Origin of the sequence: Cohnella nanjingensis (genome assembly GCF_014212125.1) — a bacterium.
Taxonomy (GTDB): Bacteria; Bacillota; Bacilli; order Paenibacillales; family Paenibacillaceae; genus Cohnella; species Cohnella nanjingensis.
In genome coordinates this window covers 406,454-426,634 of sequence record NZ_JACJVP010000001.1, presented here as the reverse complement: position 1 = coordinate 426,634, position 20,181 = coordinate 406,454, and the positions used below count along the sequence as shown (strand labels likewise).

The following is a 20,181-nucleotide window of genomic DNA, read 5'->3' as shown; positions in this document are numbered from 1 at the left end:
ACTGAAGAGAAGGGAAGATGGCTGAAGAATCGGAATGTCAGAAGCGCCGGTAGAAAAAACGATCGATATTAAGGAGGCTATTCGATGAGATTCGGTACCAAATCCATGATGTGGGTGCTCGCAATGGCGCTAGCGCTGCCGCTATTCGCTGTCCGCGCCCCGTCCAGAGCCAACGCGTCGACGCCGGTTGCGGGGGAGTCGATCGCGCTCAAAGCGCTGTCGAACAACAACTACGTCTGCGCCGACAATTCGGGGGCCAGTCCGCTTATCGCGAACCGGACCTCTGCGGGCTCATGGGAGCAATTCGCCGTGAAAGACGCGGGCGGCGGGTTGTACGCGCTGCAGGCGAACGTCAACGGCAAATACGTCTCCAAGCAGGCCAATAATCAATTGGTCGCCAACGCGACGACGATCGGGGCGAACGAAAAGTTCCAGATCGTCGACGCCGGCGGCAATCAGATCTACATTCTGTCGAACGCGAACGGAAAATACGTCAGCGCGGACGTCTCCACGACCGTCCCGCTCCACGCGGACAGCGATTCGGCTGGTCCTGCCGAGACGTTCGAGCGGGTCGTCATATTCTCGCCCAACCCGCAGGGACCGCACTACTTGGGCGTGACGTTCGGCTTCTCGGACAGGACGTTGCACGGCGGCTCCTACGACAACCAGGGCAACCAGATTCTCAACCTGCCGCTTTTCAAGGCTACGGCCGACGAGAGCAAGTTCTGGGACAATTACGTGGAAGAACTGCTCTCCGCCGGCGTCGACTTCGTCGCGCCGACGATTCGCGGCTATCTGGACCCTCCGCTGAGCGCCAACAGCGGGGGCGATACCCGCAAGCTCAGCGGGCTCGTAGCCGCCATCAATCGCCGCGGCGCGGCCGATCGGCTGAAGATCAGCGCGCTCGACGACACGCCGGCCTCGATGACGGACAAGAAGAACGCCTTCAAGCACGGCACGGGCGGCTATAATCCGAAGTTCGACGTCGGCGATGCGGACGGCACGGGCGAAGGCGGCTACAAGTATATCTGGGACAACAACCTGAGGGCATTCTTCCAGGCGGTGCCGGACAATATGCGCTTCAAGATCGACGGCCGGCCCGTCATCTACGAATGGGGGATCGGAGACTTCGCCTTCACGAACCAGGGCAACGGCAATCTGAAGAAAATGGTGGAGTATGTTCGCCAACAGGCGCAGACCGAGTTCGGCGTCAATCCGTTTCTCATCGTCGACCAGTCGTGGCTCAGCGAGGACCCGACCGTCGCCTCCGTCGTCGACGGCGTGCACAACTGGTTCCCGGTCCCGGGGGGCAAGTCCATCAACACCTTCAACGGCAAAAACTTCGCCGTCACGGTGCCGTCCTTCCGATTCGACGTCGGTTCGACGCATATGGAGATTCAGCCGAATCACGGGCAGACGCTCAAGGACAATCTGGCGGCGACGGTGCCGATCAGTCTCGTCACGCTGGTCGAGGGTTTCTCCGACTGGGAGGAGAACGCGGCGATGTGGCGCGGCCGGGACGGCACGTACGCCCAGACCTGGTACGACTATCCGAATCAGATGATCAATATCCTGCGCCAGTTCTCCCGCGATCCGTTCCCGTCGGCGCTAAGGGTTGAAGCAGAGAGCGCCGACGCCTATAGCGACACGACGGCGGGCAATGTTTTCGGATTCTATCGCGATGGTGATCTGGATGTGGGGGAGACGGGAGATACGGGCGGCGGCTGGAACGTCGGCAACATCGCGCCGGGCGAATGGCTGGAGTGGAAGGAAGTGCCGCTGCAGGGCACCGTCACGCTGAAAGTACGCGTCGCCACGCCGAACAGCGGCAAGCGGCTGCGCTTCGTCGTGGACGGCGTCGCCGGGCCGACGACGACGCTCCCGAACACGGGGGGATGGCAGACGTACCAGACGGTGAACGCAGGCACGTTCACGTTCCCTAGCGGCTCCTACCATACCGTCCGCCTCGAGATGATCGACGGGGACTTCAACGTCAACTATTGGACGAATTAGCCGGAGATGGTGTGCGGTCGCGGCTCTTCTCGCATGAGGAGAGCCGCGGCTTGCTGCTTGCATGACGCATCCCGATATGGACCCAATCGGTTCGCTTGCATGATCGTAGGAGAACCGCGCATGACGCGGTTTTTTCCGTTTTGCCTACGCTGCGGTAAGAGGTTGCAAGAGGTGAAGCCAAAGTCTATTGTTGAGATAGACAGGGACTGTTGGAGGAAAAGAGATGGGTTCATCTAGCGCCATCAGACTCAAAGGAGGCTAGCTGGCATCATGAAGTACAAGACGGTCGGGAAAACGGGCATACAGGTATCGGAGCTCTGCTTCGGGACGATGTCTTTCGGCGGCAACGCCGATCGGGAGACGTCCAAGCAGTTGTTTCACCGCTGCTTGGACAAGGGCATTAACTTCTTCGACACCGCGAACGTCTACAGCGGCGGCGTATCGGAGGAGATCCTGGGGGAGCTGATCGCGGGCAATCGGGACGAGCTGGTCCTCACCTCGAAGGCGGGCTTCCCCTTCGGGGACGACGTGAACGCGCGTGGCTCATCGCGCAGGCATCTGTCGCTATCAGTGGAGCAGAGCCTGAAGCGGCTCCGTACGGACCGAATCGAGTTTTATTTCATCCATCGATTCGATTCGCTGACGGCGATCGAGGAGACGGTTCGCACGCTGGACGACTTGCGCCGGCAAGGGAAGATCTTGTACCCTGCGGTCAGCAACTGGGCGGCGTGGCAGATCGCCAAAGCGCTGGGCATCTCTGCGAGGGAGAGCTTGGCGAGCTTCGCCTTGGTCCAGCCGATGTACAACCTCGTCAAGCGTCAGGCCGAAGTCGAGATTCTGCCGCTCGCCGAATCGGAACAACTAGGCGTCATCAGCTACAGTCCGCTGGGCGGGGGCTTGTTGACCGGCAAGTACGGCGTCGGCAAACGACCGGAATCCGGCAGGCTTATCGAACAAGCCAATTATACGAAGCGGTACGAGGACGATATTAATTATGCGATCGCGGACCGGTTCTCCGCGTATTCCCGCGAGCAAGACATTCATCCGGCGACTTTGGCGGTGGCCTGGGTGCTCGGTCACCCGGCCATCACGGCGCCGATCATCGGCGCGCGCAGCGTGGAGCAGCTGGAGCCCTCCTTGGCGGCGGTAGACCTTGCCTTCACCGAGACGCAGCGCAAGGAGATCACCGCGCTGTCGATCGATCCGCCACCCGCGACGGATCGTAGCGAGGAAGCCTAGTCCGGAGCGCGGCGAAGGATGCGAAGGAGGTGCAGCCCTGTCAGGCTGCATCTCCTTTTTCCGAATGAAGGAAGCAAAAATGGCGTTGCGAAATCGACGACTTAGAACTATAATGGTTACAACGGTGGTGATGACATTGAAACAGCTCAGTACGCGCTTTTCCGTTGCCGTTCATGCCCTTTCTCTGATCGCCTTGTACAAGGAAGATTGCACCGGGGATTTTATCGCGGGCAGCGTGAACACCAATCCCGTTATCATCAGGAGAATCATGGGGATGCTAAAGAAGGCGGGCTTAGTCGACGTTCGTCCGGGGGTAGGAGGCGCTTCGTTGCGCAAGGATCCCAACCAGATTTCGCTTCTTGAGGTTTATCGTGCCGTGAATGTGACGGAGCGGGATCGCTTATTTCGCATCCATGAGAATTCGAATATCCATTGCTTAGTCGGAAGGAATATCGAGCATGTTCTCCAAGCGGAATTGAACGACGCGCAAACGCTCATGGAACAGAGGCTCGCACAGACGACCATAGGTCAATTGGTCGATCGATTCACAAAATAAAGCTCCTTGGTGAGCTCTTATTTTATAACTTCGTTGTAACCGCATTGGTTATGATAAAAAATGAACGCATTGGAGGCATTTTCAATGAAAATTTTAGTCACTGGGGCAACCGGCAAACTCGGAACAAAAGTGGTAGAAACCTTATTGAAATCCGTTCCCGCGGATCAGTTGGCCGTAAGCGTCCGCAATCCGGAGAAAGCGGAATCGCTGCGCACGCGCGGCGTAGAAGTTCGGCAAGGAGATTTTGACCGCCCCGAGTCCTTAGATGCAGCCTTCGCGGGGATCGACCGGTTACTGATCATCTCCGCGGACGGCGACAATGAAACCCGGATCCGGCAACACAAATATGCGGTGGATGCAGCCGCGCGCGCACAGGTGGGATTCATTGCTTATACCAGCCTAGCGAATGCAAGCGAAAGCAAGTTGTTCCTCGCGCCTACGCACCAAGAGACGGAGAAAGCGATTCTGAAAACAGGCATCCCATACTCATTCCTGCGCAATAACTGGTACTTGGAGAACGAGATTGCGAGCATCCAGGGAGTGCTGGCCGGGGCGCCTTGGGTGACGTCCGCGGAATCGGGAAAGGTCGGCTGGGCGCTTCAGCAAGAATATGCGGAAGCCGCCGCCGCAGTTCTGACGGGGAATGGGCACGAGAATACCGTCTACGAGCTGTCCGGCAAGCTGCTGACGCAAGCGGAGATCGCGTCTGCGCTCGGCAACGTACGGGGCAAGGATGTTCCGTTGCAGCAGGTCGACGATGCCGCTTATGCGGAGATCATGCAAAGCGTCGGCGTGCCGGACTTCGTCATCCCCATCCTTGTAGGCATCCAACAGGGCATTCGAGAAGGAGAGCTGGAGATTGAAAACAGCGATTTCGAAAAGCTTCTCGGAAGATCTTTGACGCCGATCGACGAGGCTCTCGGTCAACTGGTTCGCGAGATCTCCAAAACGACAAACGCATAATCAACCTTTGCGGTTCACGACGAAGACCACCTGTCTGCAGGTGGTCTTCGTGTTTTCTTCGTTGCGAGTTCGGTCAACGCCGGGCATGGACGTTTTCGCCTTGCACCCAGACCTCTCGGATATGTTCAGGCCGAATCAAATACATGATTTTTTGGAAAATGTCATACAGCGACTCGTCTTCATGGAAAAGAGGGAGCTTCGCGCCCGGTACGGAGACATCGACGATGAGGGCGTCCCAGGCGAACTCTTCCGCCAAGCGGCCGATCGGTAGGCTTAAGCTCTCGCCGCCGCCGGCCGTCGCGAGATAGAAGGCTTCGTCTATCGTGATGCGCGAATTCGGAACGCCTCGTTCCGCGGCAGGAACGGCGTGGTTCACGCCGTCTTCCAGCATGCGGGAGGAAATCACGGCTTGACGGGCATTGTCGAACAAGCTAGGGGAGAAGCCGCCCGATAGATCGGAGCCTAATCCGATCTCGATTCCTTTGGCATGCCAGCGCGCGATCGGAATGACGCTGTTCGCGAAATAGGCGTTCGAGAGGGGACAATGACTGATCGCCGTCCCCGTCTTGGCGAAGAGGTCGGCATCGTTGTCGTCCAGGAAGTTGCAGTGCGCCATGACCGACTTGTCGCCGAGGAGTCCGAAGTCGTGCAGCGCGAAGGCATCATGCTTGCCGTATCGATCGCGCACATAGCCATGCGCCCAATCGCTCTCGCTGCAGTGCGATTGGATATGCGTATCATGTTTGGCGGCGAGTTCGCCGAGCCCTCTTAACGCCTCGTCCGTGCAGCTCGGAATGAAGCGCGGGGTGACGACAGGGTAGACCCCTTGTTTGGTCGATTTCGCGAGCCGCTTGACTTCGAGAATGAATCGTTCCGTGTCCGCCAGCGCCGACGCCGTATCGGCATCGCGATAGTAGTCGGGATTCTGCTCGGGCTCGTCCATGACGACCTTGCCGACCAAGCCGCGCTGTCCTTTGGCCGCGCAGATCTCCGCTAGACGCAGACTGGCTTCGCGATGAATCGTCGCAAAGTAGAGCGCGGTCGTCGTCCCGTTGGCCAGCAGCGTGCCGACCACCTCTTCGTATACGGCCGTTGCGAAAGTTATATCGGCGAATCGGGATTCAAGCGGGAACGTGTACGTATTCAACCAATCGTACAGCGGGATATCCAGCGCCGTGCCGGACTGCGCCCATTGCGGCGCGTGAACGTGCAGATCGACAAGCCCCGGCAGCAAATATTGCCCTTTGGCCAAGCGACGGAAGATCTCCGTGTCTTGATAGGCTTGTACAATCGCCTCGTAATCGGAAGCGCCAGGGGCGACGACCTCCTCGATCATGCCATCGTCGTTAATACAGAAGAGGTGATCCTCCAGGATCGCAACCTCGTTAGGAGAGAGGCTCGTAAAAGCCGTTCCCTGAAACACGCGCGCATAGTTCTTCATCCGCTCCGACGCACCTTTCTTTTCCCGAATCGTTATTCGTTATTATAGCAAGAAGTCACCTGTCCATCCCGGCCAAAAGGCGGGAGGGCATGCGGTTGAAGATGATCCGGAGGGGTGAGCGCCGTCTATCGGGCTGATGCCGATCTGAGGTGCAATGACCATGAAAAAAGAAGGTCTCTCGCAAGAAATGCACCGTCTGCCGCGAGCTTCGTTTAGCCTTTCTGCTTCGCCGGATGGATGTCCGACGCCGGCACGAGCGAGGCCGCGACGAACAAGAGCTGGTCCGCACTGAACGGCTTGGCGGTCATGATCGACAGATACGTATCTCCTCGCTTCAAGTACCACGCCCCGGAGCCAGGGGCGGTCTCGATCCAGGAAGCCTCGCCGCCTGCCAGCTTGACCGTCTTGCGCACTTGCGCCCCTTTGCCGGGCCGCAGATCGTGCTTGGACTGCTTGATCCCAAAATGCGGATAGGACAGCTGCATGGTGCCCGCTTGCTTCTCGACTGTAGACTGAATGCCGTAGTCGGTGGCGATGCCTCTGGCGGGCGCATAAGGCGTCGCAAGGTCGATCTGAGCCACCGCTTCCTGGATCTCCTGCAGTTCGCCCGCATCATAGGGGATCGTGACGAATCGGTCCGAACGATATTCCTCCGCGTTGTATTGGGCAAATTGCCGCATCTTGCTCGGCTCGAGCCAATACAGCTTGACCAAGTCCGGGCTGAATTCGGCTACAACCGCCGACTCCGGGCTGATACTTACCGAAGGAGCTCCAAGCGCTTCGTTTAGGTCGCATCGCTCGATACGATCCTCGTTCCAACGATAGACGTACGTCTTCATGGGCGTCCCGGACGTCGCCACGATCTCCCGGACTCCGTCGAAGTCCAGATCCAGCTCGCTCGCCCGGCCGGCATCCACAGCGAGCACGGGCTTCGGAACGCCTTGATCGATGGAGAGATAGCGGGTGAGCGAGGCCGACGCTCCGAGGGTACCGGTCACCTTGACCAGCTTCTGCCGGAACGCAACCACGTCGTCTTCCACCGTTATGTCCTCGGCTTTCCCGTATGCAGCCTTGCCGATTATGCCTAGATCGTATACGACAGTCTTCGTTTTCAATGCGGCATAGAGATTATCGGCGTTTTCTTTCCAGGCGTATACGACGATCTTCATGCCCGGATGCGCCTTCAGCTTGTATTCGCGAATCGTTCGCTGCCCTTTCGACGGCCAATCGGACAGCTGCGAGATCGCCGGTGCTTCCGTCACGCGCTGCCATTGCAGGGCAACTTCGCCGGCTTGGTCTTCCGATGGTGGGACCGTTGCGGATGGAGACGGACTTGCGGTTTCCTTCGACGGAGAAGCGATTGCCGTGTGGCTTGGCGGCGCATGGGAGGCGGACGGAAGCGGTCCGATCGCCTGCGCTTCCGGCTTGCTGGCGCAGCCCGCGAGCAGTGCGGCCGTTGCTGCGATCCCCAGGACGATTCTCCTGGCGTGGCGTGTCATGCATCGTTCACCTCCAGGTAGTTGCACTTAATTGGACGTCCGTGGCGTCCGAATGGTTTACTCTTGCGAGCTTGATCGGTATCGATTTCGCGAATACAATTGCTGTATGGATATCATTCGAGATTAATCTGAGTAGGGGATGTCATGCGGTATCGATGGATAGCCTTGCTGCTTCAAATTTTGGCGATTGGATGCAGCGTGTAATCCAGGCGTCCCATTTGGCGTTGTCGGAGGCATCATTGGCGCAAAGTATGGCACGATTTGGGGAAGCGTCATGAACGTATCGGCTTCCACGATCGGATCTGCTGTGGCATATATCCTCTTTCGATATCTGTTCCACGCGTGGGGGAAGTCGTTTCTCGCCAAGTCCGCCCAGTTGCATCGGTTAAACCGGACGATAGGTCGCCATTTATTCCGGTCGATCTTGCTCGCGCGCATCATACCTGTCATTCCGGCAGCGCTTATTAACTTATACGCAGGGGTCTTCGCCATTCCGTTCTAGTCATTCATCTATGCAACCCTACTCGGCAAAATACCGCCTATGCTCGTTTACGCTTATGTAGGAGACAGCATGGCCGGCGGGAACGGAAAATGGGTTTTAACCCTCACTATTTACGCCGTGTTCCTGTTCGTCTTCTATTTCTGTTATCGTTTGTTCGATGAACCTCCCCTGCCTACGCATCGCTTAGAGGCAGAGGTTTCTTACTAGCCTTACAGTACCTTTCTACAAGCAAATAGGTTGGCTACTTGCTTTCGCTATATGCGGAAACGGAACTGCATGGTTCAGTAAGCAACACTCTTGCGAGGGGGTGGGAACTCACCATCTACTACTTCTCGCTAAGCGATCCGTAGATACTTGATCGTTTTCGTTTTCCCCAAATATCGGATATCTCCATGCAGATATTTGGACAAAATCCCTTTGCTGCCGTGAACGTCCCGGTGTTCTTCGTAGCCGCAGGGGCAGGTGTAATTTCTTGTAGAAGTTTTTTTCCTTCTACCGCAACAAGGACATTGTTGGCTGGTATAGCTTTCGTCGATCATTTTTACGCTTATTCCATGTTCTTCAAGTTTATATGTAATCTGCTTCTGAATCTTGCCAAAGCGCCAGTTGGACAGTTTTTGGTTCACGGTCTTTCTTTTTTTCTTTTTCGTGTGGCGTTGCACTCCTTCCACTTTGCCGACAACAACCTCTTTTACCTCGTTATCCGTACACCACTGTACGAATTGTCTTGTTGTTTTATGAATCACGTCATTGAGTTGACGGTCGCTTTTGCCGAGCATGTACTTTTTAGCTCTATTGTACTTTTTCCATTGTCGACTGCCTTTTTTGCAGTTGCTCATCAGCTTCTGGATTTCTGCCAGCTTTTTGTTTCGCAGTCTGTGGATGCTTCTTGCTTTTCTTCCCGTGATGATGATCGACTTGTTTTCTTCGGTCGTTGCCGCGATCGAGTGGATTTCCCCCAGATCAACACCTGCTACCTGATTTCCAGCGTTTACTGGTGCCACTTTTCCGTCCTCATAACTCATAGACACCATCAGTTTTCGGTCATAAACCAGTTCAATTTCTTTGATTTCTGCATCTGGCAAGTTAGGGACGGTGATTTTGATCGGTCGTTGCCGTTTTCCATTCTGAATACCCAGACTTAAGTATAGGGCGCTACCCTCTATTCTGAAAGATTGGTCTACCCATTTCGTGTTGAAGTGTTTCTTTTGCTTGTACGGGTATTTGGCAACCCAACCTTGGTTTTTAGCTTGTTTGGCACTGTCCCTGGCAAATAGAAATTTGTGGCACACCGCCTGCACAGACTGGGAGTGCAACGGGAATTGATTTTTCAATGCGGCTTGAAGCACCGTTTTCCCTATCCATTTGCCGTCATGCTGGACGGAATAGTTCTTAGCGATAGACAGACACCGGTTCCAAATTTCCGCTGATATCCGGTTGCACGCAAACAGCCGTTCCAGATCGGCTTTTGAAGTTTGAAACGCCGTTTTGACGCACCGAATCATCTTGTTTTCTCCTCCTTCCCTTGATTCTCGATGTACGTTTTCAATACTTCCAAAGGTGCGCCGCCCACTGTGACCAGACAGTAGCTTTTCGACCAGAAATATTCTTTCCATAGTTGCTCTGTTACAGCGGGGAAATCTTTTTTGATAAGGCGAGAGCTGGCGCTCTTATACGCATTGACGAATTTGGATAGTTCCGTGTTTGGGTGCGCCTTGAACAGCACATGGATATGATCGTTATCGTGATTCCACTCGCTCACCGTAATATGATAGTTTTCTCCAATACGTTCAAAAACGCCTTTCGCATACTCGGAGATCGTGTTCGTAATCACTTTTCTGCGGTATTTGATACAAAGTATGAGATGGTAGTTTAGCAAGAATACTGAATGGTTATTTGTGTCTAATTTCATTGATACACCAACCTTATGTCTAACTAAGACTGATTATATCAAACTGCCACAATGCAGAGCAATAAGAGCTTTCAGGCTTCGCCTGACCGATCTTCATCCCCTCCCTGTAGAGGAAGGGGACTTCTCTCGGAATGCTGTTAAACGGAAAGTCACTGATTAGCTGTTGCCTAATAGGTGTCGGAAGAGAATGGCATTTGGACGCTAGTGGACGAAAACGTAAGCGGCCTATCCTAGAACAAACATAACCCCCCATATTTGAAATGGGGGGTTTGTTGCGTTCATGATGGGAACATCTTTGGAACATCTAATACGCGGCTTTCTTTGACTTTCGAGGTCTCAGCCTTTATTGCCCCTCCTGAACGAACTTCTCGATTCGTGCTTGAATGGCGTCGCGTACGGCACGGAATTGCGCCATGATCTCCTCTTCGCTGCCCGTTGCTTTGGCCGGATCCTCAAATCCCCAATGCCATTTGATGACGTTCGGATTCCGGATGACCGGGCAATGCTCGTCCGCATGGCCGCACAACGTGATGACATAGGCGGCACGGCTCAGAATTTCCGGATCAATCACGTCCGATGTGTTGCGGCTAATATCGACGCCGGCCTCATTCATGACTTGAACGGCACGCGGATTCAGGCCGTGCGCCTCTAATCCTGCGCTTTTGACTTCGTACCGATCCCCGCCAAGCGCTTTTAAGAATCCGTCCGCGATTTGGCTTCGGCAAGAATTTCCGGTGCACAAGAAATAGACGAGGGGTTTGTTTTCCATTGTCGATTGCTCCTTTGCGTGTTTAAGTAGCGTGCGTTAACCAACGACTTTGAGCCATAAGGACAATCCCGCGAGCGTAATGAACAAGACGGGAACTGTAAGAATGATGCCTGTTTTAAAGTAAGCTCCCCAAGTGATCTTGACGCCTTTGCCGGATAGGACATGCAGCCAGAGCAAGGTAGCGAGCGAACCGATCGGCGTGATCTTCGGCCCTAGATCGGACCCGATGACATTGGCATAGACCAGCGCTTCGCGAATGATGCCGGCAGGGCGGGTACCGTCGATCGCGAGCGCGTTGATCATCACCGTCGGCATGTTGTTCATGATGGAAGAGAGGATCGCGGCGACGAATCCGGAGCCTACCGCAGCCATGAACAGACCTTGTTCCCCCAACCATTTGAATACGACCCCAAGCTCGTCTGTAAGGCCGACATTCCGAAGTCCATATACGACGACATACATGCCGATAGAGAAGGTGACGACCGCCCATGGGGCGCCTTTTACAAGCTTCCAGGTATGAATTTCTCGGCTCTGACGGGCCAGCAACAGAAACACAAGGGCTGCTGCGCCGGCGATAATGGAGACCGGCACTCGGATGAACTCGCTCAGAAGATAGGCCGCCAACAACACGCCCAACACGATCCAGGAGATCTTGAACAAACGCCTATCCTTGATGGCCGCGCTTGGCGATTGGAGCTGACTTAAGTCATACTGCTTCGGAATACTTCGCTTGAAGAACAAGAAAAGCACAAGCAAGCTCGCGGCAATCGAGAAGAGAGTAGGGATGATCATGCGGCTGGCATACGCCACGAACCCGATACCGAAGAAGTCGGACGATACGATGTTGACCAAGTTGCTGACGACCAAGGGAAGGGAGGCGGTATCCGATATGAATCCGCCGGCCATAATGAACGGAAGTATCATGCGATCATCGAATCGTAGAGCGCGAACCATCGCCAACACAATCGGCGTTAGGATCAAAGCCGCTCCGTCGTTCGCGAAGAAAGCGGCTACCGCAGCGCCGAGCAGGATGACATAGACGAACATGAGACGTCCATTTCCTCGGGCAAACCGAGCCATATGCAGCGCCGCCCATTCGAAGAATCCGATCTCGTCCAAGACCAGAGAGATGAGAATAACGGCGACGAATGCGAGCGTGGCGTTCCACACGATCCGGGTGACGTCCCATACGTCGTTAACATCGACCACGCCGCAGATCAAGGCAATGACGGCTCCCCCGCATGCAGACCAACCGATGTTCAGCCCCTTGGGCTGCCAAATGACCAATATAAGCGTTAGTATGAAGATGAGCGTAGCGACCGCGAGCATTGTTGCCTCCTAGTTAAGAGCAGCCCTTCGAATGAATCTGCTGCATTTTCTCCCGCATCGACGGAAGCTGTTCGATCATTTCTGTTAGATAAGGTTTGTCATCGAGGTTTAACGAATAATAAATCCATTGACTGCGTCGCGTTTCATGGACGAGGCCGCCGTCTTTTAGCTTTTTCAGATGCTGGCTTGCATTGGGCTGCGTCGTATCGAGGACATCGACGATATCGCAAACGCACGTTTCCTTTTCCCTTAACATTGCCATAATCGTCAGCCTCATGGGGTGGCCGAGAAGCTTTAAGGTTTCCGACATTTCGGCAATGGAAATAGGGGGTGCGCCCATGGCGTTCACTCCTTTCAGATCAGATCGATTGTTCGCATTGCTGATTATATAAGCTATTCGTTATATAAGCAACAACTTTTGATCAAATATTTTTGATTTAACCGTTGTATCCCTTCTTTCCCCATGGTAAGATCAATCCATAAAATCAAATTAATTTGATTAATGGAGCGTGTCTGCATGAACGTATTTGCCATGGAGCAGCTTATGATGGATCAAAAAGCCGAGATCGAGAACCAAGCCCGTCATGCCTGGAAATGGGCCAGTCTTCATCATGCTGTCAAAACGGTTATCCCAAATCCGAACTTCGAAGCGAAGCCAGTCGTCCTCCAAGTCAATCCAGCCGCGGCGTGCTGCGCTGCCTGCTGTTAAGGAGAATGAAAATGATCAAAGCACTTCCGGTTATCGCATCTGCTCCCGGCTCCGTCGACTTCTCGAAGTATGAGGCCAAGTTTAAAGCCCTCGCCGATCAAAAGCGGCTGCAGATCATGTACGAACTCACCCAAAGAGGCAGTGTATGCGTGTGCGATCTGACCGATGTGGTCGAGATGACTCAGTCCAAGCTGTCGTACCATTTGAAGATCTTGCTCGAGGCCGGCTTGATCGCGCGAGAAACGAGAGGAACCTGGAGCTATTACGAATTGAACCACGATGAAGTGAACGGCTTGCTGTCCCCCGAACTATGCTGCATCTTCCGTAAAGTCGACGATCGCCCAACGACGGGTTGTTGCTAAAAAGGAGATCGATATGAGTCAAGTGCAGAACGATGAGGTACGTCAACACGTGCGCAATCGCTACAAGCAAATCGCGCTTCAGAGCACCGCTATCGCAAGCTGTTGCTCGCCGTCTCCGTCAGCGTCAAGTTGCTGCGGGACGCCAGATGAGGTTTCCTCCAAACTGGGGTATTCGAATGAAGAATTAACAGCCGTTCCGGAGGGGGCTAATCTCGGCCTTGGTTGCGGCAATCCGCAAGCCATTGCAGCGCTCAAGCCAGGGGAGGTTGTTCTCGACTTGGGGAGCGGAGCGGGATTCGATTGCTTCCTCGCTTCCAAGCAAGTGGGGGAGACGGGAAGCGTCTACGGCGTCGATATGACGCCGGAGATGGTAAGCAAGGCACGTATCCATGCTTTGAAGAACGGATACGAGAACGTTGAATTCCGGCTTGGCGAGATCGAACATCTGCCTATTCAGGATCGCATCGTCGATGTGATCATCTCCAACTGCGTGATCAATCTGTCTCCGGATAAGGAACAAGTATTTCGCGAAGCGTTCCGCGTATTGAAGCCGGGCGGCAGGTTGGCCATTTCGGACGTGGTGACAACAGCTGAGCTTCCGGTTGCGATTAGGGCGGATATGGATTCTTTAGCAAGCTGAGATCTCGCGGACCGATAAAGAAGCCTTCAACCATTTCAGCAAAGGTGAAGGCTTCTTCGGTTAAGTCGCTCACGGTCGGCAATAATAGGAACGGCCCCCGGTTCGACGAGGGGCCGTTCACTTGTATATATCCTTAAGTTTCGTTAACTTTGACCTTCATCTCCGTCAACGCGCTTTTCCCTTCTTCATGGGGCTGTTGCGTACGCTTGATAAAGAAAGAGAGCAGCAGGCCGACGATACCGATCCCGATAATCACCAGATAAGCGTCATTGATCCCCTGGATGGTCGCTTCCTTGATCATATGCTCTTTCGAGGTCGCCGCGCCTCCGGCAATCATATCCTGAAGATGCGTTTTCGTACGACTCGTCATGACGGTTACCAGCAGGGACGTGCCAACGGCACCCGCCACTTGCCGAATGGTGTTGGATATCGCGGTGCCGTGCGCGTTTAGCCTGGACGGCAACTGATTCAAGCCGGCAGTCTGAATGGGCATAAGCAGCAAGGCCATCCCAATACGGCGGCCCGTCGACATGAGGACCAGGTACGTATAGCTGGTCGAATCCGTCAAGTCGACAAACCCGATGGTCGTGACGAGCGTAATGAGCAATCCGATGACGGCCAGCCATTTCGCCCCGAATCGGTCGAAGAGCCTGCCGGCAACCGGCATGAGGAAGCCCATCACGAGCGCGCCGGGAAGCAGCAGCAAGCCGGACTCCATGGCGGTATAACCCCTAATATTCTGCAGGTATAGCGGCAACAGCATCATGTCCGCGTACATCACCATCGTCACCGCAATATTTATTAGGGTAGTCAAGGTGAACATGTTGTACTTGAATGACCGAAGATCGAGAAGCGGATTCCGAGAAGCCAGCTGCCGCCAAGTGAATAAGCCAAGGCCCACGGCTCCCGAGATCAGGGACACGATGACCTCCGTACTCGACCATCCCTGACTGCCGGCGCGGCTGAAGCCGTATAACAGCATGCCGAACCCGACGGTTGACAGAACGACGCTGAGCACATCGATCTTCGGATATTCTTTTTCCGATACATTCTTCAGATAAATAAAGGCCAAGACGATAACGATCACGACGAAAGGAAGCATGCCGTAAAACATCGATTGCCAAGCAAAGTTCTCCATGATGTAACCGGCAAGCGTCGGTCCGATCGCAGGGGCGAAAATGATGGCGAATCCGACCATGCCCATCGCGGCCCCGCGCTTGTTCGGAGGAAAGAGCGTCAGAATGACGTTCATCAGCAAAGGCATGATAATCCCTGCACCGGCCGCTTGAATGAGTCGTCCGGTCAGCAATACCGGGAAGCCCGTTGCGATCGCCGAAGTGAGGGTTCCGGCCAGAAAAATAATCATGGAAGTCTGGAACAGCTCGCGCGTGGTAAATCGCCGCATTAAAAATGCCGTAATCGGAATCAAAACGCCATTCACCAACATATAGCCGGTCGTCAACCATTGGGCCGTCGTCGCCGAAATATCAAAATCAATCATGAGTTCCGGAACGGCAACGGTCATCACCGTCTGATTCAGGGTCGCGAGGAACGCCCCTAAAATCATGATGAATAGAATCGGGCCCTTCTTGATGGAACTGCTGCTGTCTTCGGTCAAGCTTTTACTCAACATGCTTCATCCTTTCAACGTCCGAACGTGGACTAAATTTACACAGTGTAATATAATTAACACGGCATAAATTAGATTTTATCCAGATTGGCGAGGTTTGCAATTGACACTTTTTTACGAAATGTCAATTAGTAGGCACATGCAAACTGATCCGTAAATTAATTTGAAGAAGTTCGACTCTTTCCGGAAATGTGTAGCTGAATATGGAAATAGAAAGGATTCGATCGGATGGATCAAGCAAACCCGCGCACTGATCTTCGTATTGTCCGCACGCGCCGGATGCTTCGGGATGCCTTCGTGGAGCTGTTGGAGGAAATGGAGGTCGAAAAAATAACGGTGAATCGACTCGCCGAACGCGCCACCATTAACCGAGTCACGTTCTATCTGCATTATCGGGACATCCCGGACATGATGGAGAAGATGGCGGATGAAATGATCGAGGACATATCTTCGATCATCGGCTCGCCCGAATCGCAATCGGCCGCCTCTCCGGATGTAGAGTGGCCATTGATGGTGAATCTGCTCGAATATATCGCCAAGCACTCCCGATTCTATAAAGTCATTCTCGCCACGAAGCGAACGACGGTCTTTACGGAACGTCTGTTAAAGCTGTTAACGAGCCTTGTAACCGAGAGACTGGAGCGCTCGGATACTGAATCCGCCATCGCAGCCATGGGAATTAAGAGAGATATCGCCATCTGGTACGGTTCCTCCGCATTGATCGGCACGATCATCACTTGGCTGCGCAACGATATGCCGTATACTCCGCTTTTTCTCGCCAAACAGTTTGCCTTGCTGCGTCATTATCATCAGATGAAGTCGTAAAAGACGGTCGATCAAGGATGATGCCCATCGCAGAGACGATGGAAGCCTTGCATGATGTGGTGAAAGCTGGAAAGGCTAGGTATATTGGCGCGCTTAAGCGATGTACACATAAGGAAGGTGACCCAAATGAAAATATCAGAAGTACGCTTACGCACGCATCGATTCGATGCAATGAAAGCCTTCTACGGTTCCCTGCTAGGGCTGGAGGTTCTTGCCGATCAACCGTCGCAGCTGTCGTTCCAAGCGGGGGAATCCGTCCTTGCCTTCCGGGAGATCACCTCCGCAGAGAACCCGTTTTATCACGTTGCGTTCACGATTCCAACGAATAAGTTCGTTGAAGCAAAGCAATGGGCGAAGGACCGGGGCATCCCGCTATTCTCCAAGGATGGACAGGATGAGTTTCCGTTCGAGAGCTGGAATGCAACGGCACTTTACTTCTACGACCCAGACGACAACTTGATCGAGTTCATCGCACACCACACACTCGACAATGCGACTACCGAAGCTTTCGGGACGAAGCATCTGCTGCGTATCAGCGAGATCGGCCTACCCGTGGACGATGTCCCGGCAGCCGTCAGGAATCTCACCGATGCGTTCCAACTTAACCAGTGGGGCGGGGACGGGCAGCAATTCGCACCGCTCGGGGACGCGGAAGGGGTGCTGATCGTGGTGAATAAACAACGGCCCTGGTTCCCGGACGGTCGGGTACCGGACGCTTTCGATACCAGTGTCTCGATGAAAGGTGCAGATTCCTCCAGCGTTTGGCTTCAGGGCGGTCTATACGAATTAAGAAGTTATTCTGAATGATGAAGGGCTGAAAACCGAAATCAATGTTCGAGGAAATCATATATTCGCGGGGTAATCACCTCATTTTTTTGAAAGTACTTCTGTAAAAAATGCGAGAAATATTATAATCTATAATAATAGTGATATACTAAGATCAGGTTATAATTGATCCAGCAAAGGTGCGTGCCTAGGTCGCGCCTTGGCTTGCTATGGCGTTTAGGCAGGAGCGCCTACATCCCTTCTGCAAATATTAGGGTATAAGGACGGTAAAGATGAGCAACAAACAAACGAAATCAGACGTTATCTTAATTGGTGCCGGAATCATGAGTGCGACTTTGGGGTCGCTGCTAAAAGAATTAGTGCCGGATTGGGAAATTACCGTGTTTGAGAGACGTGCAATCGCAGGAGAAGAAAGCTCGAACGAATGGAATAATGCGGGAACGGGGCACTCTGCATTATGCGAACTTAACTATACCGTCGAAAAGCCAGACGGATCCATAGATATTAGCAAAGCTATAAAGGTTAATGAAGAGTATCAAGTTTCAAGGCAGTTTTGGTCTTATCTTGTTAACAGCAATCTGATCCGGAATCCGCGGGACTTTATCGTACCCGTGCCTCATATGAGTTTTGTCCATGGGGAAAAAGATGTAACCTTTTTAAGAAAACGTTTTGAAGCGTTGTCTAACAATCCGCTATTCCATGGCATGGAATATTCCGAAGATCCGGCCAAACTAGCGGAATGGGTTCCGCTTATGATGAAAGACCGGGTACTGAATGAACCTATAGCGGCAACAAGAAGCGAATCCGGAACGGATGTCAACTTTGGCGCCTTAACGCGCACATTGTTAGCCCACTTAAAGAGTAAGAACGTCGACATCCAATTCAATCGTCATGTGGATGATATCAAGCGTACGAGCGACGGCTCGTGGGAATTGAAAGTGCGGAATGCCGATCGCGGCACCGTCGAACGCCATACTGCCAAATTCGTCTTTATCGGCGGCGGGGGCGGAAGCCTCCATTTGCTGCAAAAATCCGGTATCCCGGAAGGAAAAGCGATCGGAGGATTTCCGGTAAGCGGACTATTTATGGTCTGTCAAAACCCGGATATTGTCGCGAAGCATCATGCAAAAGTATACGGCCAAGCTCCGGTCGGAGCACCTCCGATGTCCGTACCGCATCTGGACACCAGAGTGATCGACAATAAAGAATCGTTGTTATTTGGACCGTTCGCCGGCTTCTCGCCCAAGTTTTTGAAGTTCGGTTCCATGTTCGATTTGATCACTTCCGTCAAACCGCATAATCTCGTAACGATGATGGCGGCAGGCGTAAAAAACGCTTCATTGACAACGTACCTGATCAAACAAGTGATGTTATCGAAAGAAAAGCGTATGGAAGCTTTGCGGGAATTTGTCCCGAACGCCAAAAGCGAGGATTGGGATGTGCTTGTAGCGGGCCAACGCGTGCAAATTATCAAAGATACGGCTGCCGGCAAAGGAACGCTTCAATTCGGTACGGAAGTGATTAGTGCCGCCGACGGCTCGATCGCCGCACTGCTCGGCGCTTCTCCGGGTGCTTCAACCGCCGTTTCCGTCATGCTTGAAGTCATCAATAAATGCTTCCCGCAACAAATAAAAACGTGGGAGCCGAAAATCAAAGAAATGATTCCTTCCTATGGCGTAGCGCTATTGAAGAACCCAGAGCTCATCCGCGATATTCATACTTCGACAGCGCGGACGCTTGGTCTAACTCATGACGTTTGGGAACATGAGGAAAAGACGCCTGCATTTACGCAATAAAGAAACATGCGATTCTAACCCATCCGTCCGTTTTTGGAGGGAATAAAGGAATTCGATTGCTGAGGAGCCGAATGGGGCTCCTCAGTTCTCTTAAAGCACATATCGTATGGCAGATAACAAAAGCAAAACAGCGATTCCGAAACAAAGACGCATTAGCCATGTATCCTGACGATCAAAGACATTCATGACGTTTCCCCCTTCACATACTTGGCATTAAATAAAAACAGTCTGAGCAGCAGCACAAGCGCCGGTATCAGAAGAACGAGTCCAGCCACAAACGATACGACTAACGCCTGTCCCATGGCCGGGTTCGTGACGCTGCTCGAAAGCGTTAAATAGGGATAAAGCAAATAAGGAAGATGGGAAGTCCCATAACCGAAGAATGCAAATGCAAATTGCAGCATCACCATCACAAATGCCGTGCCATAGTTTTTCCGATACCCAATCAGCCCAATGGCAATTAAAAAACTTACAAGCGACAAGCCGAACATCCACCATAGCTCAAGCGTATTTTGGAAATGCGCCCGATTATGATTGCGAAGGGCAATAAAGACGAAGAGACTGGAGATAATCGTAGGTATGCCTCCCCATAACGCAAAAGAGCGAAGCCATTCACGTGCCTTCCTGTCTCCCGCATGATCAGCGTAATACGTCAAAAAAGTCGAGCTGATAAATAGAACGCTCGAAACGGCAAGAAGGACGACAGCCCAAGAATAGGCGCTAAAGAACAGTTCCTCCATCAGCAGCGTGACGGTGTTTCCGCGAACGGACAAAAACCCGCCTTCCGAAATCGTAAACACGGTAGATAAAGCCGCAGGTATGAGCAGCCCCGTCGATCCATAGGCGAGCAGATAAAGATTATTTTTCTTCGCGCCATAATTAGCAAATGCATAGAAGGATCCCCGGACGGCGAGCAGAATGAGTGCGATGCTTCCGGGGATCAGCAATGCGGTTCCGTAATAATAGGCGGTTTCCGGAAAAAACCCGACGATACCAACGAAAAAGAATACGAGAAAAACATTCGTAACTTCCCATACCGGCGACAAATATCTGGAGATGACAGGTCCAATAACGGTTTCGATTCCGATTACCTTGCCGTAATAAGCGTAAAACCCCGCACCGAAATCGATGGACGCAACGATCAAGTAACCGTAAAGGAATACCCAAAGAACGGTAATCCCAATTTGATCAAGAGACATTCGCATGCCCT

At 53.1% G+C, this 20,181-nt stretch carries 19 protein-coding genes and 1 pseudogene; 11 read left to right on the top strand and 9 right to left on the bottom strand.

Going from position 1 to position 20,181, the window contains the following annotated elements; translation table 11 throughout:
• Positions 1-84: 84 nt before the first annotated feature.
• The 4 genes from H7C19_RS01985 to H7C19_RS01970 all read left to right on the top strand — a co-directional run bounded on the left by H7C19_RS01985 (position 85) and on the right by H7C19_RS01970 (position 4,771).
• The gene (locus H7C19_RS01985) at positions 85-2,013 is read left to right on the top strand and encodes a DUF5010 domain-containing protein (RefSeq protein ID WP_185140855.1); all 1,929 of its coding nucleotides are present in this window, start codon (positions 85-87) and stop codon (positions 2,011-2,013) included.
• Positions 2,014-2,283: 270 nt separating this feature from the next.
• A complete protein-coding gene (locus H7C19_RS01980; protein WP_185140854.1) occupies positions 2,284-3,252 on the top strand; it encodes an aldo/keto reductase in 969 nt (322 codons plus the stop codon).
• Between the two features lie 136 nt (positions 3,253-3,388).
• Positions 3,389-3,808, top strand: a complete 420-nt coding sequence (locus H7C19_RS01975; RefSeq protein ID WP_185140853.1) for an Rrf2 family transcriptional regulator — start codon at positions 3,389-3,391, stop codon at positions 3,806-3,808.
• A gap of 84 nt (positions 3,809-3,892) precedes the next feature.
• Positions 3,893-4,771, top strand: a complete 879-nt coding sequence (locus H7C19_RS01970) for an SDR family oxidoreductase (protein WP_185141001.1) — start codon at positions 3,893-3,895, stop codon at positions 4,769-4,771.
• Positions 4,772-4,844: 73 nt separating this feature from the next.
• Here H7C19_RS01970 and guaD read toward each other — a convergent pair whose 3' ends face one another.
• Complete coding sequence (gene guaD, locus H7C19_RS01965; RefSeq protein WP_185140852.1) at positions 4,845-6,212, bottom strand: guanine deaminase; 1,368 nt, start codon at positions 6,210-6,212, stop codon at positions 4,845-4,847.
• Positions 6,213-6,424: 212 nt separating this feature from the next.
• Positions 6,425-7,711 (bottom strand): hypothetical protein, encoded by a 1,287-nt coding sequence (locus H7C19_RS01960; RefSeq protein WP_185140851.1) that lies wholly within the window; start codon positions 7,709-7,711, stop codon positions 6,425-6,427.
• Between the two features lie 187 nt (positions 7,712-7,898).
• Between H7C19_RS01960 and H7C19_RS35615 the strand changes: the two genes are divergently transcribed.
• Positions 7,899-8,213 (top strand): TVP38/TMEM64 family protein, encoded by a 315-nt coding sequence (locus H7C19_RS35615; protein ID WP_185140850.1) that lies wholly within the window; start codon positions 7,899-7,901, stop codon positions 8,211-8,213.
• A 335-nt stretch (positions 8,214-8,548) separates the two neighbouring features.
• On the opposite strand, the gene H7C19_RS01950 is transcribed toward H7C19_RS35615, so the two are convergent.
• The 5 genes from H7C19_RS01950 to H7C19_RS01930 form a co-directional block, all read right to left on the bottom strand.
• Entirely contained in the window at positions 8,549-9,718 is a 1,170-nt protein-coding gene (locus H7C19_RS01950; RefSeq protein WP_185140849.1) for an RNA-guided endonuclease InsQ/TnpB family protein, read from the bottom strand.
• Complete coding sequence (tnpA, locus tag H7C19_RS01945; RefSeq protein ID WP_185140848.1) at positions 9,715-10,125, bottom strand: IS200/IS605 family transposase; 411 nt, start codon at positions 10,123-10,125, stop codon at positions 9,715-9,717. Before tnpA ends, H7C19_RS01950 begins: the two co-directional genes overlap by 4 nt.
• A gap of 343 nt (positions 10,126-10,468) precedes the next feature.
• The gene (arsC, locus tag H7C19_RS01940) at positions 10,469-10,894 is read right to left on the bottom strand and encodes an arsenate reductase (thioredoxin) (protein WP_185140847.1); all 426 of its coding nucleotides are present in this window, start codon (positions 10,892-10,894) and stop codon (positions 10,469-10,471) included.
• A 36-nt stretch (positions 10,895-10,930) separates the two neighbouring features.
• The gene (locus H7C19_RS01935; protein WP_185140846.1) at positions 10,931-12,223 is read right to left on the bottom strand and encodes an arsenic transporter; all 1,293 of its coding nucleotides are present in this window, start codon (positions 12,221-12,223) and stop codon (positions 10,931-10,933) included.
• A 13-nt stretch (positions 12,224-12,236) separates the two neighbouring features.
• Positions 12,237-12,563 (bottom strand): ArsR/SmtB family transcription factor, encoded by a 327-nt coding sequence (locus H7C19_RS01930; RefSeq protein WP_185140845.1) that lies wholly within the window; start codon positions 12,561-12,563, stop codon positions 12,237-12,239.
• 177 nt (positions 12,564-12,740) lie between these two features.
• On the opposite strand from H7C19_RS01930, the gene H7C19_RS01925 reads away from it, so the two are divergent.
• From H7C19_RS01925 to arsM, 3 genes and pseudogenes are all read left to right on the top strand, one after another.
• Positions 12,741-12,932 (top strand): hypothetical protein, encoded by a 192-nt coding sequence (locus tag H7C19_RS01925; RefSeq protein ID WP_185140844.1) that lies wholly within the window; start codon positions 12,741-12,743, stop codon positions 12,930-12,932.
• A gap of 11 nt (positions 12,933-12,943) precedes the next feature.
• A complete protein-coding gene (locus tag H7C19_RS01920; RefSeq protein ID WP_185140843.1) occupies positions 12,944-13,294 on the top strand; it encodes an ArsR/SmtB family transcription factor in 351 nt (116 codons plus the stop codon).
• A 13-nt stretch (positions 13,295-13,307) separates the two neighbouring features.
• Positions 13,308-13,931 (top strand): annotated as a pseudogene (gene arsM / locus H7C19_RS01915) (arsenite methyltransferase); the annotation flags it as partial.
• A 136-nt stretch (positions 13,932-14,067) separates the two neighbouring features.
• Here arsM and H7C19_RS01910 read toward each other — a convergent pair.
• Positions 14,068-15,567, bottom strand: a complete 1,500-nt coding sequence (locus H7C19_RS01910) for a DHA2 family efflux MFS transporter permease subunit (protein WP_185140841.1) — start codon at positions 15,565-15,567, stop codon at positions 14,068-14,070.
• A gap of 225 nt (positions 15,568-15,792) precedes the next feature.
• Between H7C19_RS01910 and H7C19_RS01905 the strand changes: the two genes are divergently transcribed.
• From H7C19_RS01905 to H7C19_RS01895, 3 genes are all read left to right on the top strand, one after another.
• Positions 15,793-16,389, top strand: a complete 597-nt coding sequence (locus H7C19_RS01905) for a TetR/AcrR family transcriptional regulator (RefSeq protein WP_185140840.1) — start codon at positions 15,793-15,795, stop codon at positions 16,387-16,389.
• A gap of 126 nt (positions 16,390-16,515) precedes the next feature.
• Positions 16,516-17,196 (top strand): VOC family protein, encoded by a 681-nt coding sequence (locus H7C19_RS01900; RefSeq protein ID WP_185140839.1) that lies wholly within the window; start codon positions 16,516-16,518, stop codon positions 17,194-17,196.
• 251 nt (positions 17,197-17,447) lie between these two features.
• A complete protein-coding gene (locus H7C19_RS01895; protein WP_185140838.1) occupies positions 17,448-18,971 on the top strand; it encodes a malate:quinone oxidoreductase in 1,524 nt (507 codons plus the stop codon).
• 182 nt (positions 18,972-19,153) lie between these two features.
• Here H7C19_RS01895 and H7C19_RS01890 read toward each other — a convergent pair whose 3' ends face one another.
• Positions 19,154-20,170: a cytochrome d ubiquinol oxidase subunit II gene (locus tag H7C19_RS01890; RefSeq protein ID WP_185140837.1), complete on the bottom strand. Its 1,017-nt coding sequence runs from the start codon at positions 20,168-20,170 to the stop codon at positions 19,154-19,156.
• Between the last annotated feature and the right edge of the window lie 11 nt (positions 20,171-20,181).

What these genes read in the sequence shown, in the direction of transcription:
- H7C19_RS01925 (WP_185140844.1), top strand. Translation starts at nt 12,741, where the DNA reads ATGAACGTATTTGCCATGGAGCAGCTTATGATGGATCAAAAAGCCGAG.
- H7C19_RS01970 (WP_185141001.1), top strand. Translation starts at nt 3,893, where the DNA reads ATGAAAATTTTAGTCACTGGGGCAACCGGCAAACTCGGAACAAAAGTG.
- H7C19_RS01905 (WP_185140840.1), top strand. Translation starts at nt 15,793, where the DNA reads ATGGATCAAGCAAACCCGCGCACTGATCTTCGTATTGTCCGCACGCGC.
- H7C19_RS01890 (WP_185140837.1), bottom strand. Translation starts at nt 20,170, where the DNA reads ATGTCTCTTGATCAAATTGGGATTACCGTTCTTTGGGTATTCCTTTAC.
- H7C19_RS01910 (WP_185140841.1), bottom strand. Translation starts at nt 15,567, where the DNA reads ATGTTGAGTAAAAGCTTGACCGAAGACAGCAGCAGTTCCATCAAGAAG.
- H7C19_RS01985 (WP_185140855.1), top strand. Translation starts at nt 85, where the DNA reads ATGAGATTCGGTACCAAATCCATGATGTGGGTGCTCGCAATGGCGCTA.
- tnpA (WP_185140848.1), bottom strand. Translation starts at nt 10,125, where the DNA reads ATGAAATTAGACACAAATAACCATTCAGTATTCTTGCTAAACTACCAT.
- H7C19_RS01900 (WP_185140839.1), top strand. Translation starts at nt 16,516, where the DNA reads ATGAAAATATCAGAAGTACGCTTACGCACGCATCGATTCGATGCAATG.
- guaD (WP_185140852.1), bottom strand. Translation starts at nt 6,212, where the DNA reads ATGAAGAACTATGCGCGCGTGTTTCAGGGAACGGCTTTTACGAGCCTC.
- H7C19_RS01930 (WP_185140845.1), bottom strand. Translation starts at nt 12,563, where the DNA reads ATGGGCGCACCCCCTATTTCCATTGCCGAAATGTCGGAAACCTTAAAG.
- H7C19_RS01980 (WP_185140854.1), top strand. Translation starts at nt 2,284, where the DNA reads ATGAAGTACAAGACGGTCGGGAAAACGGGCATACAGGTATCGGAGCTC.
- H7C19_RS01895 (WP_185140838.1), top strand. Translation starts at nt 17,448, where the DNA reads ATGAGCAACAAACAAACGAAATCAGACGTTATCTTAATTGGTGCCGGA.
- H7C19_RS01960 (WP_185140851.1), bottom strand. Translation starts at nt 7,711, where the DNA reads ATGACACGCCACGCCAGGAGAATCGTCCTGGGGATCGCAGCAACGGCC.
- arsC (WP_185140847.1), bottom strand. Translation starts at nt 10,894, where the DNA reads ATGGAAAACAAACCCCTCGTCTATTTCTTGTGCACCGGAAATTCTTGC.
- H7C19_RS01920 (WP_185140843.1), top strand. Translation starts at nt 12,944, where the DNA reads ATGATCAAAGCACTTCCGGTTATCGCATCTGCTCCCGGCTCCGTCGAC.
- H7C19_RS01950 (WP_185140849.1), bottom strand. Translation starts at nt 9,718, where the DNA reads ATGATTCGGTGCGTCAAAACGGCGTTTCAAACTTCAAAAGCCGATCTG.
- H7C19_RS01935 (WP_185140846.1), bottom strand. Translation starts at nt 12,223, where the DNA reads ATGCTCGCGGTCGCTACGCTCATCTTCATACTAACGCTTATATTGGTC.